The organism is Paenibacillus sp. D9 (genome assembly GCF_001188365.1).
Lineage (GTDB): Bacteria > Bacillota > Bacilli > Paenibacillales > Paenibacillaceae > Paenibacillus_O > Paenibacillus_O humicus.
Map to the genome: position 1 here is coordinate 914,343 of NZ_JZEJ01000001.1, position 14,356 is coordinate 928,698.

General features: G+C 55.8%; 14 protein-coding genes. 4 read left to right on the plus strand and 10 right to left on the minus strand.

The features are described from left to right. Window positions 1-64: 64 nt before the first annotated feature. Window positions 65-913: a helix-turn-helix transcriptional regulator gene (locus VE23_RS04265; protein WP_049867377.1), complete on the plus strand. Its 849-nt coding sequence runs from the start codon at window positions 65-67 to the stop codon at window positions 911-913. 141 nt (window positions 914-1,054) lie between these two features. Continuing rightward, entirely contained in the window at window positions 1,055-1,819 is a 765-nt protein-coding gene (locus tag VE23_RS04270; RefSeq protein ID WP_021877322.1) for a YheC/YheD family protein, read from the plus strand. Between the two features lie 186 nt (window positions 1,820-2,005). Here VE23_RS04270 and VE23_RS04275 read toward each other — a convergent pair whose 3' ends face one another. Both VE23_RS04275 and VE23_RS04280 read right to left on the minus strand, forming a co-directional pair. Then, complete coding sequence (locus tag VE23_RS04275) at window positions 2,006-2,362, minus strand: nucleotide excision repair endonuclease (RefSeq protein ID WP_048744370.1); 357 nt, start codon at window positions 2,360-2,362, stop codon at window positions 2,006-2,008. A 70-nt stretch (window positions 2,363-2,432) separates the two neighbouring features. Beyond that, the gene (locus VE23_RS04280; protein WP_049867378.1) at window positions 2,433-2,837 is read right to left on the minus strand and encodes a RidA family protein; all 405 of its coding nucleotides are present in this window, start codon (window positions 2,835-2,837) and stop codon (window positions 2,433-2,435) included. Between the two features lie 382 nt (window positions 2,838-3,219). Between VE23_RS04280 and VE23_RS04285 the strand changes: the two genes are divergently transcribed. Further along, the gene (locus VE23_RS04285; protein ID WP_021877983.1) at window positions 3,220-4,098 is read left to right on the plus strand and encodes a radical SAM/SPASM domain-containing protein; all 879 of its coding nucleotides are present in this window, start codon (window positions 3,220-3,222) and stop codon (window positions 4,096-4,098) included. A 104-nt stretch (window positions 4,099-4,202) separates the two neighbouring features. Here VE23_RS04285 and VE23_RS04290 read toward each other — a convergent pair whose 3' ends face one another. The 3 genes from VE23_RS04290 to VE23_RS04300 form a co-directional block, all read right to left on the minus strand. Next, window positions 4,203-5,111 carry a cation diffusion facilitator family transporter gene (locus tag VE23_RS04290; RefSeq protein WP_049867379.1) on the minus strand — a complete coding sequence of 303 codons (909 nt, stop codon included), beginning with the start codon at window positions 5,109-5,111 and terminating at the stop codon, window positions 4,203-4,205. 264 nt (window positions 5,112-5,375) lie between these two features. Next, window positions 5,376-5,909: a DinB family protein gene (locus VE23_RS04295; RefSeq protein ID WP_048744364.1), complete on the minus strand. Its 534-nt coding sequence runs from the start codon at window positions 5,907-5,909 to the stop codon at window positions 5,376-5,378. A 92-nt stretch (window positions 5,910-6,001) separates the two neighbouring features. Beyond that, window positions 6,002-7,522 (minus strand): MDR family MFS transporter, encoded by a 1,521-nt coding sequence (locus VE23_RS04300; protein ID WP_049867380.1) that lies wholly within the window; start codon window positions 7,520-7,522, stop codon window positions 6,002-6,004. 265 nt (window positions 7,523-7,787) lie between these two features. Here VE23_RS04300 and VE23_RS04305 point away from each other — a divergent pair, with 265 nt between their 5' ends. After that, window positions 7,788-8,228, plus strand: a complete 441-nt coding sequence (locus VE23_RS04305) for a MarR family transcriptional regulator (protein WP_048744463.1) — start codon at window positions 7,788-7,790, stop codon at window positions 8,226-8,228. Window positions 8,229-8,341: 113 nt separating this feature from the next. Here VE23_RS04305 and VE23_RS04310 read toward each other — a convergent pair whose 3' ends face one another. From VE23_RS04310 to VE23_RS04330, 5 genes are all read right to left on the minus strand, one after another. After that, a complete protein-coding gene (locus VE23_RS04310; protein ID WP_049867381.1) occupies window positions 8,342-9,694 on the minus strand; it encodes a hypothetical protein in 1,353 nt (450 codons plus the stop codon). Window positions 9,695-9,797: 103 nt separating this feature from the next. After that, a complete protein-coding gene (locus tag VE23_RS04315; RefSeq protein WP_049867382.1) occupies window positions 9,798-10,622 on the minus strand; it encodes an inositol monophosphatase family protein in 825 nt (274 codons plus the stop codon). A gap of 2 nt (window positions 10,623-10,624) precedes the next feature. Further along, window positions 10,625-11,584 carry a ComEC/Rec2 family competence protein gene (locus tag VE23_RS04320; protein ID WP_198156133.1) on the minus strand — a complete coding sequence of 320 codons (960 nt, stop codon included), beginning with the start codon at window positions 11,582-11,584 and terminating at the stop codon, window positions 10,625-10,627. Window positions 11,585-11,599: 15 nt separating this feature from the next. Then, window positions 11,600-12,700: an ABC transporter ATP-binding protein gene (locus tag VE23_RS04325; protein ID WP_049867384.1), complete on the minus strand. Its 1,101-nt coding sequence runs from the start codon at window positions 12,698-12,700 to the stop codon at window positions 11,600-11,602. Next, window positions 12,697-14,340 (minus strand): ABC transporter permease, encoded by a 1,644-nt coding sequence (locus tag VE23_RS04330; RefSeq protein WP_049867385.1) that lies wholly within the window; start codon window positions 14,338-14,340, stop codon window positions 12,697-12,699. Before VE23_RS04330 ends, VE23_RS04325 begins: the two co-directional genes overlap by 4 nt. Window positions 14,341-14,356 lie beyond the last annotated feature (16 nt).

Genomic DNA, 14,356 nt, shown 5'->3' on the forward strand with positions numbered 1-14,356 from the left:
GTGTCATGAGAAGGAAGCTATGGTAAGGTAATAGGAAACTCTCCCGATAAGGAGCCGTCTAAAAATGACGCTGCGCGAGCAGTTCCAGCTTCCCATTGAAGCGCTTCATAATACTTCGCGGATACCTGCAACCTTCCATTCCCATCTGGATTACGAAATCTACTATTTCCACAGCGGCAGATGCACCTATCTGATCGGAGACAAAATCTATGATCTGGAGCCCGGCGATCTCATTCTTCTCAACGGCACGACGCTGCATTATCCGAAAGTGGATGAGCAGGTCGGCTACATTCGGACGATCATCCACTTCAATCCTTCGTTTGCCGGCCAGCTGCTGCGGCCACCATTCATCCAGACCGACATTTTGAAGCCGTTCGAGGAAAGCAAGAACATGCGCCTCTCCGTGGAGCGATCCGACCGGGAAAGGCTGGAGCCGCTGCTGCAGCGTCTCTGCCTGCTCTATGCCGCCAGCGACACGCTCTCGCATGACCGGTTTCTCCTCGCCTTCACCGAGCTGCTGCTGCTCATTCGCGAGCTTTCCTCGAAGCCTCAAGCAGAAGGCTCCTTTCCCGCCTCGGCCAAGCAAGCCGGCGCGCAGCGGGTCATCTCGTATATCGAGGCGAACTTCGCGGAAGACATTACGCTGGACGGCATGGCCGCGGAGCTGCATGTGAACAAGCACTACCTGGCGAAGCTGTTCAAGGAAGTGACGGGCATCACCCCGTTCCACTATTTGTACCAACGACGTGTAAATGAAGCCAAGGTGCTGTTCGCTATGGACCGGCAAAGGCCGGTCACTGATATCGCCTACCGGGTCGGCTTCAAGCATGGATCCCATTTCAGCAAGACGTTCAAGAAATACACAGGCATGTCGCCCGATCTGTACCGGAAGGGAATCCGCCCGCAGGTTTGATTGCAATCGATTTCATCGTGATAAGTGCCTCTCCTCTACGGACTGATTCTATATTTTTTCCCCAGCTAGTTGAATGGTCCAGGTCACCCTTCTCTATCGCGAATATAGTTGGTAGGAGACAACCAACGACGGAGGGATCCTGTGCCTTTTTGGAACAACAAGTATGGCAAACATCGGATTATGATGAAGAAGGAAGAGCTAGCCAAACATTTGCCGCCTACGGCAACGGCCACGAAAGAATCTGTCCGGCGAATGGCGGAGCGGCATGGATCGGTTTATTTGAAGCCCATTCTCGGCACAGGAGGCTTCGGCATCTTCAAGCTGTCCCTGGAGAACGGAAAATTCCGGCTTCAGAACGGCACTCGAAGCCGTCTATTCGGGCAGTACGAAAAAGCTTATGCCGCATTCGTTTCCTCGTCGCAAAAAAAACGGTATCTGGTTCAGAAAAGCATCCCGCTTATGCGCATCAAAGGAAGGCCTTTCGACCTTCGAATCATGGTGCAGCGCAATTCCCGGCATGAATGGGAAGTAACGGGAACGGTCGCAAGGCTTGCCCTCCCCCGCAAAATCGTGACCAACTATCATAGCGGAGGCAAGCCGATGCCGCTGTGGGATCTGCTCGGTTCCCATGTGCCGAAGGCGGACCGTCCCGGTTACGAGAAGCGTCTGAACCGGCTTGCACTGCAGGCAAGCAGCCATGTGGGCGCCTACTTCCCGCGTTTCCGCGCCTATGGAGTCGATGTCGGCATCGACGAGAAGCTGCGTCCCTGGATCATTGAAGTGAATTCCAAGCCGGACAAATCCATCTTCAACGCGCTGCCGGACAAACAAATGTACCGAAAAATACTGCGTTACGGCCGCCTGCCAGGAACGGCACGAAAACAAGGTTCCACGACGAAGAAATGACCAAGAGCACTAACCAAGAGCACTAACCAAGAGCACTAACCAAGAGCACTAACCAAGAGCACTAACCAAGAGCCTATCAGGCATGCCTTTTCGGCTTCCGCCGCCGGCATAAGGAACAACGTAAAGCCCCCGCATAAGATACGATTGTATCTTGCACGGGGGCTTCGTGTTGATTCGTTGGGTGGATCAGTTGTAGAACTGCTTGTCCACATTGTATTTCGACTTGAACTTATTGACGATATAGGTTTCGTAAATGTCCCGGTCGACCGCGTCCTCTACGACGCAGACCGCGATTTTGGCCACTTCGTCGCGATGCTTCTTCATAGGCGATACAGAGTCCTCGAAATGCTTCTTGATTCTAGGCCGCAGCTTCCGCGCCTTGCCGACGAACAGCAGCTCGTCCTTGGCGTTGTAGAACATGAAGATGCCGCCTTTTTCTCTCGTAATCAGGTGGAAATCCGTAAACCCGAAAATATGGCTCTGGTCGGGATTGCTCTGTTTGGTAATGGTGACTTCCGGTGTCGGAATGGTGATGCTTATCAAGGCTGTTCACGTCCTTTTTCCTATCGATCAGAAGAATTATACCATGGATGAAGAAGGAATTCCTTAACGGTCAGCTGCCGGCGGCAATGGCTTCGATCTCGATCATCAGCTCTTCCCGGATCAGCCGGCGGACTTCCACGGCAGAGCTTGCCGGGGGCTGAGTCGTGTCGATGAATTGATCCCGAATCTCTCGGACGACCGGCATGCCGGAAATATCGGTCATGAAGAAGGTCAATTTCACGACATCCCGGAAGGTCATGCCGACGGCCTCAAGCGCAGCGGCGATATTTTCAAACACCTGTCTCGTCTGGGCGGCAAGGTCCCCATCTCCAATCAGCTGCCCTTGTTCTCCGAATGCCACTTGCCCCGAGACGTACACGGTTCTGCGGGAAGTCGTCTCTACGACATGCGTATAACCGAAAGTAGGAGCCAGCTTGTCCGGATTCACGAAACGGGCAGGATGTTGTTCATTCATCGGTAAGCACCTCTCTTTTTTTGACGCTGCTCGGCCCGACTGCCGATACAGCCCTAGAGCCTTGTCGTAGTCGGCGCGATGTGACCTGCAACGGCATCGGTCATCGGAAGGCTCGTACAGCCGTATAGTCCGGCTATTCATAGCAAGTCCATGTTCTCCTTTTCAAGGCTAGGCGTGGCCTGTTTGGGAGTTGGTCCAACAGCAATATATTCTCCTTCGGTCTCCACACCCCCTTCCTGACGGCCTTCTTTTCTCCGTCCGGCTCAGCGGCAGCCAGAATTATAGATTAAGATGATTATAGAGAATGAAGATGCTATGATAGATTCATATCTGTCCTGAAATCATCAACTTGCATCCGCATAGAGAGAATTGAGGATCCGTCTTGAAGAAATTCAAAAAATTCTATATTGAAATTACGAGCGTATGCAACCTCGCGTGCACGTTCTGCCCTCCGACCAAGAGGGAGGCCAGCTTCATCAAGGTCGATGACTTTGTCAAGAGACTGGACGAAATCAAGCCTCATACCGACTATATCTATCTTCATGTGAAGGGAGAGCCGCTGCTTCATCCCAAAATCGATCAGCTGCTCGATCTCAGCCATGAGCGCGGCTTCAAGGTGAATATTACGACCAACGGAACGTTGATCATGAAAAATAAAGCCAAGCTGCTGAACAAGCCTGCGCTTCGCCAGATGAATTTTTCCCTGCACAGCTTCGACGGCCATATCGGCTCTACCAACAAAGAAGCGTATGTATCGACGATCCTGTCGTTCATCAAGGAGGCTCTGGAGTCGACGGACATTCTATTCTCGCTCCGGCTCTGGAATCTGCGTACGGACAACGCGACCAACCAGGAAATCAAGCGCAACCGCCAGGTGCTCGAGATCATTGAGCGGGAGTTCAATCTGGATTATCAGATCGAAGAGAAGTTCCAGCGCGGCTCGGGACTCAAAATCGCCGAACGGCTCTATCTGAACCAGGACCACGAATTCGAATGGCCGGATCTGGACGCCGAAGAGGACGACGGCAAAGGATTTTGCCATGGCCTCCGCAACCAAGCCGCCATTCTCGCCAATGGAACGGTCGTTCCATGCTGCCTGGACGGCGAAGGAATCATCAACCTGGGCAACATCAACCAGAAGCCGTTCGCCGAGATTATCGAGGGCGACCGCGCGAACAAGCTGTACGACGGGTTTTCCCGCCGCGAAGCCGTCGAGGAATTATGCCGAAAATGCGGCTACCGCAAGCGGTTCGGCACCTGACTGCGATAACGTCTTCCTGGTACGGCAGCCGGCTCAAAGCGCTGCCGGAAAAAAGCTCACTCCCGAATGTCCGCCTCAGGCGGTCCACGCAGGAGCGAGCTTTTTTAGGTCTCTCGAATTTGTTTCGGCTTGGAGGGCCGGGTCGGCTCGTAATGAACATGAACCTCGTACACATCCTCGGTACGGATCAGCTCCTCCTCCACTTCCGTCGCGATATCATGCGCCGTCTGAAAATCGGAATCGGCGGCTACAAGAATGACAATGTCGACAACCGCGTTGTTTCCGTAATTTCTCGCGCGGATGCTCTTGACTCCGCGGACGCCGGCAACGTTCAGCACGATTTCCTTGAACGATCGAATACGGGTTTCATCGAAGCCGTCGGATAGATGATGCGACGCTTCGCGGAATATGTCCCAGGCCGTCTTGCAGATGATGAATCCGACCAGAACGGCGGTCAGCGGGTCGAGCCATGGCAGATGAAACTGGGAGCCGATAATGCCGATGACGGTGCCGATGCTGACAAAGGCATCGGAGATATTGTCCTTCGCGGCCGCCATGACGGCTTGGCTGTTGATCTTCGCCGCCAATTTTTTGTTGTGCCGGTACACGAAGTACATGACGGCGGCACTGGCCAGACCCGTCCATGCGGCAATCAGATCCGGAGATTGCTCCTTGCCTTCGAACATGGACATGACGGCTTCGTAGAGCACCTGCAAGCCTACCGCCATCATGATGAACGACGCGACCAGGGAAGCGATCGTCTCCGACTTCCAGTGTCCGTACGGATGATCCTCGTCGGCAGGCCTTTGAGCGAGTCTCAGTCCGATCCATACGGCGATCGAGGCGACGATGTCGGTCGCATTGTTCAATCCGTCCGCGCGCAGCGCTTCCGAATTCGATGCATACCCTATGATCAGCTTGAGCGCCGACAGGCAGATATAGGCGAGAATGCTTATGACCGCCCCGCGCTCTCCCAATTTTAGATTATCGTATCTCTTTTGCTGCTCTTCCATCTGTAGGTCTGACTCCCCTCGACTCCCTCTTCCAATCAACCTGGTTATGGTAACAAGAAAGGAGCGAGTGGGTCTAGAGAAACGTTTTTTCTTGGCGCTCAATTAATTTAGGCATGTAAATAATGTTTCTTTCACGCCACTCTTTAGGACAGGTTCAATTGTTCGCAGCAAAAGAATGGAAACTAAAAAAGCCGCTTCGGAAAGCGGCATAATAATGGATGACTTTTTTGATCTTCTGCAGCAGGAGGAGTTCATAGTAAGGAATTAATGGTATTGCCCGGCAATAGGCTCCGGGATATCCTTGTGCAGCTTGGAGAGGAGCACGATCTGGCCTGCATGATACCCGTAATGGGCGGCCACCTGGATCAGCAACCGGCCGATCTCTCTCGTCTCGAAGGCCGTCTCCGCGTCCGCTTGAACCTTCAGCATCCGGTTCCAGTCTTCCAGCCGGTAGACAATCCGGACTTCCCTGCCGAGATCGCTCCCGGTCAAAGAGGACAGAATTTTCGTCGACTCGGCTCTCGTTTCCACCAGCAGGCTGCCCAGCTCTTTTTTCGTCCTGCCGCCCTCGGCAGTGAATTCCTTGGAGCGCTCCCGGATGAAAGGCTTGCCGCCGATGGAGCTGGCGATGCTCTGATATTCGTTTCCGGCCAGATGCAGGCAGAGGTTGCCGATGCTGTTCGTCGAAGACTTCAGCCGCTGCCATATCTGCTCCTCGTCGAGATGGTTCATGCTTTTCAGGATGCGCTGCAGCTGTTTGTCCATATCCTCGAGCGTGTACTTGATCCATTCCAGCATGAAGACTCCCACCTCCCGCCTATCTCTTCCCAGTTTACCCGGAAGAACCCCGTTCGCCCAGCCCCATCGGCGTTATGGCCGCCATGGCCTGCTCAGTGGGCTGCCGTATATTCTTCTTCGGCTGCCGGATCGAACCGTTCCCTGCCCATGGCGAATGCGGCGGCAAGAGCGATGACGGCCGGAATGATCGCCCAGGCGAATGTGTGCGAGAGCGAGGAGGAGAGCGCATCCGTAATTTTGTCCAAAATATCGGATGGGATTTTGTCCCTCGTATCCGGAGTCAGGATGCTGCTGGGATCGCTCAGATCCACGCTGTCCGACGTTCCGCCCGGGCCGCCGAAGGAAGCGGACAGCTTGTTCAGGAACAAATGGCTCTGGACGATGCCGAACACGGTAATTCCAAGCGTCATCCCAAGCTCCCTACTGAAGCTGAGCGTCGAGCTGGCCGATCCCCTTTGCTTGGCTGCGAACCCATGGATCGCCGCATTGCTGAGGACGGAGAACGAAGAGCCGATGCCAAGACCGACCAGAATCATGAGCAGGGTGACGACGATTCGGGAAGTATTGGATGCGAGCCCAGCGAGCAGCGCAATGCCGGCGGCCAGCAGCGTCAGTGTCGAAATCATAATCGAGCGGTAGGTGAACTTGGCCAGCAGGAAGCCTCCTCCAGCCGCGGTTACGACGGAACCGACCATCATCGGCAGCAGCACCAGTCCGGAGTTCGTGGCCGAGCCGCCGAATACGCCTTGAATGAACACGGGGATGTACACCGATGCCGTGATAAATGCGGCGCCGCTGAAGACGGCCATGATAGTGCTCGTGGAATAGAGGCGGTTCCTGAACATGCCGAACGTAATGATCGGTTCCTCGGCCCGCTTCTCGATAAAGACGAAACCGATGATGAGAACGGCAAAGGCGAGGAACAGGCCGAGAATCATGCCGGAATTCCAGGCGTACTCCTTGCCGCCGAGCTCAAGCGCGAACATCAGGCAGAGAATGGAGGCGACCAGCGTGAAGGCGCCGAAGTAGTCGATCCTTTGCCTGGCGTGCTCGACGGACTCCTTGTAGAAAAACACGATCATGAAGAAAGCGATGATTCCGACGGGCAAATTGATGTAGAAAATCCAGGTCCAGTTGATGCAGTCCGTGATGTAGGCGCCGATCAGCGGACCGAATATGCTGGAGATGCCGTATGCAGCGCCGAACAGGCCGCCGATCTTCCCTCTTTTCTCCGGCGCGACTACGTCGAACATGATCGTGAAGGCGATCGGCACGAGCGCGCCGCCGCCGATTCCCTGGATCGCCCTGTAGATGCTCAGCTGCACGATCGTCTCCGCCGTGCCGCATAGGGCCGAGCCGATCATGAAAACGATGAGGCCGAAAATGAAAAATCGTTTGCGGCCGTACATATCCGACAGCTTGCCGAAGATCGGCATGCCGGCCATCTCTGCGACCATATAGGCGGATGTGACCCACATCAGCTTGTCGAAGCCGCCCAGATCGCCTACGATCGTTCCGATCGCCGTCGCGACGATGGTGTTGTCCATTGATGCCATAAGCGTGGCCAGCAGCAGGGCTGCGATGATTACGCCGACTTTGTTAGGTTTTTCCATGGCTTCTCTTCCTCTCGTCGATCTCTTGCAGTTCCATCTTCCCCAATTCCATCGTTAGCGGCAGGCTCCCCGCTTCCCATCTCGGCCATTCCGGATTTCTTTGCAATTGAATCTCGTTTTGGTACAATTAATCTAAATTCATCAAGTATCTCGTCTGACTAATATCTTGGTAATCGAGATATATGTATAGTAAAAGGAGGGTTCCCTTTTGTCAAGCGAACGAAATGACCAGCCGACCGCGGAGCAGGAGCAATTCACCCTGCGGATGCGGAGCCTTGGCACCCGTACCGTCCTTTACCAGCAATATGTCGCCTCTTCTCTAGGGCTGTACAATAACGATTATCTTTCCATCGACATTCTCCACGAAAAAGGCCCGATCACCGCAGGCGAGCTGTCCAAGCTCACCGGTCTTGCGACGGGCAGCGTCACCGCGCTGATCGATCGGCTCGAGAAAAACGGATTCGTGCGCAGGCAGACCGATCCGAAGGACCGCCGCAAGGTGATCATCGTTCCCCAATATGAGGATAAGGAAGAAGTCAGCGAGACGTACGATCCGCTGCATGCGAAGATGGTCGAGCTGGCTGCTTCCTATACGGCGGAAGAGCTCAAGCTCATTACAGAGTTTTTGGGCAAGGCGAGCGACGTGATCGAGGAGCAGATCTATTCCCTCAGTGCGGCACCCAAGAGCAAATCCTTGCCGAAGTGACCAAACGAAAAAACCGCGGATATCCGCGGTTTTTTCGTTTCTTCGCTAGGGAGTTGCCCATGAAGAGAATTGCGTTCATGCGGGGTCAAGCGTGCAGCCTGCCTTCAGGCCGGTTAGTTGACCGCCCAGATGGTTGCCGTCACTCTGGCTTCGCCGCTGCTGGTTAGAGCATCGGACCAGGTGACGACCTGGCCCGGCTGAGGAGAGGCCGTCAGCGAGCCCATCGCATCGTCGCCGCTCGTTCCGTCGGAATCATTGATCTCGATGGAAATGGCGCTGCCGGCAGGAACATTGACGTAGCGGTCGTTATAGGCCGAGCTGTATTGATTCGCGAAGGTAGCGTCCAGCGTTCCCCATGCAACGGAGAAGGATTGGCCAATCGGCGCATCGTTCTTCTTCCATAGCCTGTCGTCGGAAACCCCGCTTCCGTTGGCGCGGATTTTGACATAGATGTCGCTGCTTCCTCCGAATGGATCCCGGTTCGCCAAGCTGGTCATTTTTTGGACTTGAATGCGATGGGAATAATACGGATGGCGTACATATACATGCGAGAAGTTGCCAAGCCCGTTCAAATGCGTATCCACCATATGAGCGGGATCGCTGAGAAAATCGCCGGCAAATGTCGGGCCGTCGTCAAGATCGTCCCAAACCCAAGGCATGGCGGCGGAGTCAGGCTGATAATTGTCGCCGTCGAGCTTGCCCCAGCTGCCGAAGGTGCGGCCGTCTCCAATGTCATAGCGGCGGTTCCAGAAGTCGTCGAAGGAAAGCAAGTCGTAGCTGTATCGTTTCGTATAGCTTCCCGAAGCGTCCGTGACGACATCGGCACGGGCTCCGTAATAATAGACGATGCCGTCTCCGCCAGGTGCTCCGGTGCCGTCGTAAGCGTGGTTGCCGTGTCCCCCGATCGGACTTTGGCCGTTGGATTGAATGAATACCTTCGCATGGGAGCCGTTGAACAGGACGCCACCGTCCAGATTGTCGGATCCGTTTGTCAGAGGCAGATTGCTGTATTGATACATCTGGTTGTGCGCCACCGTCTCCATGAGCTGGAAAGATCCATACGCGCTTCCGTCCTTGCGCACGACAACCATCAGGCCCTCGAGGTCGTTTTCGTGCTTGTCCAGGCTCAAGGGGCCGTCGTCGCGGGCATGGTAGTCGTAATACCCGATGAAGTAATGGCTCTCCGTCTCGACGACCGAGTAATAGATGTACGATTTCAAAGGAAAGCGATCGATATTTTCCCAGTTGTTGTTGCCGACCCAATCGCCGTCATAATTGAAATTCGTCACATAATCGGCCCGGTACCCGTAGGTGTCGTTGACGTCCTGGTAGAACTCCGGCGCCCAGTAAGCGGCGAGCTCCCGTTCCGAAGCCGCATGAGCGTGGCCCGGATTTCCAAGTCCCGCCATCGACAAGGAAATGACGCTTGCCAACACCAATCCCAACCATTTGCGAAGCTGCTTCATCCCTATTACCTCCTGATTTGTATTGCTGTCTGACATCTTGATGTCAGACAGATTATTCATCATAAAGGCCGTTTGTAACGTTTGCGTCATCGGCTTCTCAAGCTTATGTAAACAGCAGAGAAAGCAGCGAAGGCTGCAGATTCGGATTGGAGGCGACCAGCCTCTTGTGCTGCAGAGCAAAGGGCTCGCCCCGGTCATTGGTTACGACACCCCCTGATTCCTGCACGATCAGCAGGCCTGCCGCCACATCCCAAGGGTAAAGCCCGTCATGCCAAAATCCCGACAGCCGGCCGCTTGCAATATGGCATAAATCCAGGCTGGCAGCCCCCAATATCCTCACGCTTCGCGAAACGCCCGCGACCCGCGCGACCTGGGAAGCCGCGAAGGAATCCTGCCTCCAATCCGAAGCCTGGAATCCAGTGGCAAGCAGCGAGCAGGCTATATCCCCTTCCGAATCGGCTTGAAGCCGGATTCCGTTGAGAAAAGCCCCTCTTCCCTTTGTAGCCTGGAACAGCTCGCCTGTTGCCGGGTTGTACACGACTCCGTGAAGGGGAATTCCGTCCTTCACGATACCGATGGAGACAGCGAAATGCGGAATGCCGTGCACAAAATTGACGGTTCCGTCGATCGGATCGACGATCCACCCGCAACCCGGAGGGGGAGCGCCGATAAAGCCGAAACAATCCCCGGAACCGTCCTGCTCCTCGGATAGAATCCAATGGTCCGGATAATCGAGGCCGATCCTTTTCCGAATAAGGGCCTCGCTCAGCAGGTCGACTTCCGTCACCAGATCGCTCCGGTTGACCTTGTCTCCGAGCGTATAAGGTTCTTTCATCCGCCGCACAATCTGCTCTCCGGCTTCTCTCGCATACGCAATCGCTGATGCCAGCAGCTGCTCCTCATGCTCCCGATCGTACCTTGCGTTCATCGTCATCCTCCAATCCACGCTTCGATGGATCCGGAGATCAATCTCTTCTTCTCCATAGGCGCTGACGCGCCTGTAAGGTGATAGGCGGTTCCGCGCGGGGAGCACAGCTCGCTCCAGCGTTCCTCCATCGGCTGCGAGCGGTCGATGGAGATAGGAATGACGGCATGCGCAGGAGCCGCAGCCGACAACAGCTGGCCATCGAAAGCATCGTCCAGGCCATGATGAGGAGCTTTAAGCACGCAGCAGCTCAAATCGGTCCGCTCGGAGAGGCGTTCCCAGCCGGCTGCCAGCAGATCCCCTCCGAACAGGATTCCTTTCCCCTCTGCGCCGGCTTCTTCCAGCCGGTAGACGGAGCTGTCGTCGTTGGAGCGGTCAAAAAAGCCTTCCAGCTGCGCGAGCCATTCTTCCGATGCAAGCTTCCCACCGCGAGCGGCTTCTCTGAGAACTTCCAAGCCTGGAAGCGGATCTGCCGCCCAGGGATACAAATGATCCAGCCGATAAGGACCTTCCTCCCATATCGTCGAGCCGCCTGCGGACCCGTATTCGGATCTCCACCGGATCGCCGTCCCCTGCTCTCTCAGCAGCCGGATCAGCTCCCTGTAAGCGGCCAGGATGACGAGGACCCGGGATTGTGGCGAGCTCAGTTCCAAGCCCGCTGCCTCCGACTCCGGGGCTTCCATGTCCATCACGGGAATTTCGTAAGGAAGGACGGCTTGGACGACTGGAAGGCTCCGGGCCACATCCAGCAGGCCGTTCAGATGGTCTTCGTGAAGATGCGTCAGGATCATCCAATCCAGTCGTTCGAAGCCCTCCCTTTTCAGCCAGGAGAGCGGATGATCACGGTGGGAGGCGAGAAGGCCGTCTCCACCGTCTATCAAGGTCACATTCCCCGACGGGGCGTGGATCAGGTGGGCGTCTCCCCACCCGACGTTCAGGAAATGAACGGCAGCATGCAATGGCAAACTAATTCCTCCTCTTTACTCTTTCCTTCCGCTGCCAGGGAGAACATGGATCCGCTCCGGATCCAGCCGCAAGGTGACACTGCCCTGCAGAAAGCCGCGCGCACTCGGATCGGCATCATCGACCAGGAAGGTGGCCGAGCCGCAGCGGACCTCATACCGGATCATCCGGCCGAGGAAGCTGCTGCTCTGGATCTCGCCGCTCCAGCAAGGAACGGCTTCAATACCGCCTTCCCCGTCGGCGCCGATCGAGATGCATTCCGGACGCACCACCATCGCGATCTCTTCGCCGACGACATAGTGCCGGCCATGGGAAGGGATTCGGATCACCGAGGGCTCGCAGCGGACGATCAGATCGCCGCCTTTTATCTCCGCTATTTGCCCTCGAATGAAATTGGCCGTACCGACAAACGAAGCGACGAACGCATCGTTGGGCTTGAAATAGATTTCCCATGGAGTTCCGGCCTGGCGGATGCTTCCTTGCTCGAATACGGCGATCCGGTCCGACATCGACAGAGCCTCGTCCTGGTCATGAGTGACGAATACGGCCGTAATGCCGGTCCGGCGCTGAAGCTCGCGCAGCTCTTGCCGGACTTCGACCCTCATCTTGGCGTCCAGATTGCTGAGCGGCTCGTCCATCATTAGAATCTTCTGTCCGGTTACGAGCGCGCGCGCAAAGGCGACCCGCTGCTGCTGGCCGCCGCTCAGCTCTTTGGGCAAGCGGCTTCCCAGGCCATCCAGCCCGAACATGCCGAGCATATCGTCCACTTTGCGCCGGCTTTCGTTGCGGGATGCCTTTTGAAGCTTCAAGCCGTAAGCGATATTCTCTTCCACGGTCATATGGGGAAAGAGCGCGTAATCCTGAAAGACGAGCGGAGTTTGGCGCTTGAAAGCAGGAAGTCCGTTTACCGGCCGGCCATCGATCCGGATAATGCCGCTGTCCGGCTCGTTGAATCCGGCTATGAGCCTCATAAGGGTCGTTTTGCCGCAGCCGCTCGGCCCGAGCAGCGTCGTGAAGCTGCCTGCCGGAATATCAAGGCTTACGTTGCGGATAGCGGCGAACGAGCCGAATGATTTGGATACATGTTCAATTTGAATATGGGCTTGAGATGGATTCATCGTTTCCTCCGATCCTGGGTGAACGGGATAAGCCGCGACAGGGCAAGCACGGCGAAGGCTATCGAAATGAGGACGACAGTGAATGCCGAGGCTCCACCCCATGCTCCGCTTTGAACGAGACCGAGTATGGATACCGTGCCGACCGAAGTATGGGCGGAATAGAGGAAGATAATGACGCTCAGGCAAGTGACGGACCGGAGAAACGATACCGAGATTCCGGACAGGAACGGTCCCTTGAGCAGCGGAAGCAGAATGCCGAGCAGCGTGCGGAAGCTCCCCGCTCCGAGGTTGTGCGAAGCGTCCTCCAGCGAACGGCCGATCTGCTGGAACCCGGCAGAGCAAGCGCTGTAGCAGGTCGGCAAATTCCAGAACATCAAGGCCAGAATCATGATGGCGGATGTTCCGCTGAGCTGGATCGGCGGCTGATTGAAGGTCAGCGCGAAGCCAAGGCCGAGGAAGACACCGGGGACGGCGCCGGGAAGGATGGCCAGGAAGTCGAGCAGCCGGTTGATGCCGATCCGCTTGCGGTGGACGATGTAAGCAAGAATCAAGCCCAGCACCGCGGCCCCTATCGAAGACAGCAGCGCATAGCGGATGCTGTTGTACAGCTCCTGCTGTTTTGCCGTGACGTAGTTCAGATTGTCCAAGGTGAAGCTCCAGTCGTAGCCCCAGGTTTTCGTGAAAGCGCCATAAACCAGCACCCCATATACGGCAAGGATGAATAAGGAGATCGACAGACAGCATGCGAACAGGGTCCACTTGACCCCTGGAGCGGCCGGGTAGGCTTGAAGGCTGGATTCTCTGCCGGTTACGGTGATGTAGGAGCTTCTTCCGACCCATAGCCGGTTGACCAGGAACAGGCCGAGAGCAGGCAGCAGCAGAGCCGTCGACAGCACGGCGGCCGAGGAGAGGTCGAACCAGCCGGACATCTGCATGTAGGCCTCGGTAGGAAGCAGCGTGAAGTTGCCCCCGATGATCATCGGATTTCCGAAGTCGGCCAATACGTTCATCGCTGTGATCAATGCTCCTCCGGCGATGCCGGGCCTGCACAGCGGCAGAAAGACATGCCTGAACGCCTGCCATCTCGTCGCGCCGAGATTATGCGCGGCATACTCCAGATGGACGGCGGACGATTGCAGCACGCCATAGATGACGGCATAGGCGTAAGGGAAAAAAGTAATCGTCTGGACGAGCCAAAGCCCGTGCCACCCGTATATATCCACATTGAAGTGAAGCAGCTGCTTGGTGACCAGTCCTTGCCTGCCGAAGAGCAGAATATAGGACAAAGCCACGATAAAGGGCGGAGAAACGATAGGAAGCAGCGTCACGAATCGAAAAAGCCCTTTGAGCGGCACATCCAGCCGGGCAACCGTAAAGGCAAACAAAAAAGCGATCGCCGTGCAGGAGAACGTGGACAACACGGTCATCATCAGACTGTTGAGGGCCGCCTGCAGCCATCTGGAGTTGGTGAACAGCTGGGCATAGTCCGCTGGATGCGGATAGCTGACCACCTTGGCAATCGGCCAAAGCACAAAAAAACCGGTAATGAGCAGGGCGGCTGCGAGGACCGCCGCCAGAATGGGCTCCTGTTTTACTTTTTTGACTTGCTTCCATGCGTCCGATAACGCTGATGCTGACATTTAGGTTCACTCCGTT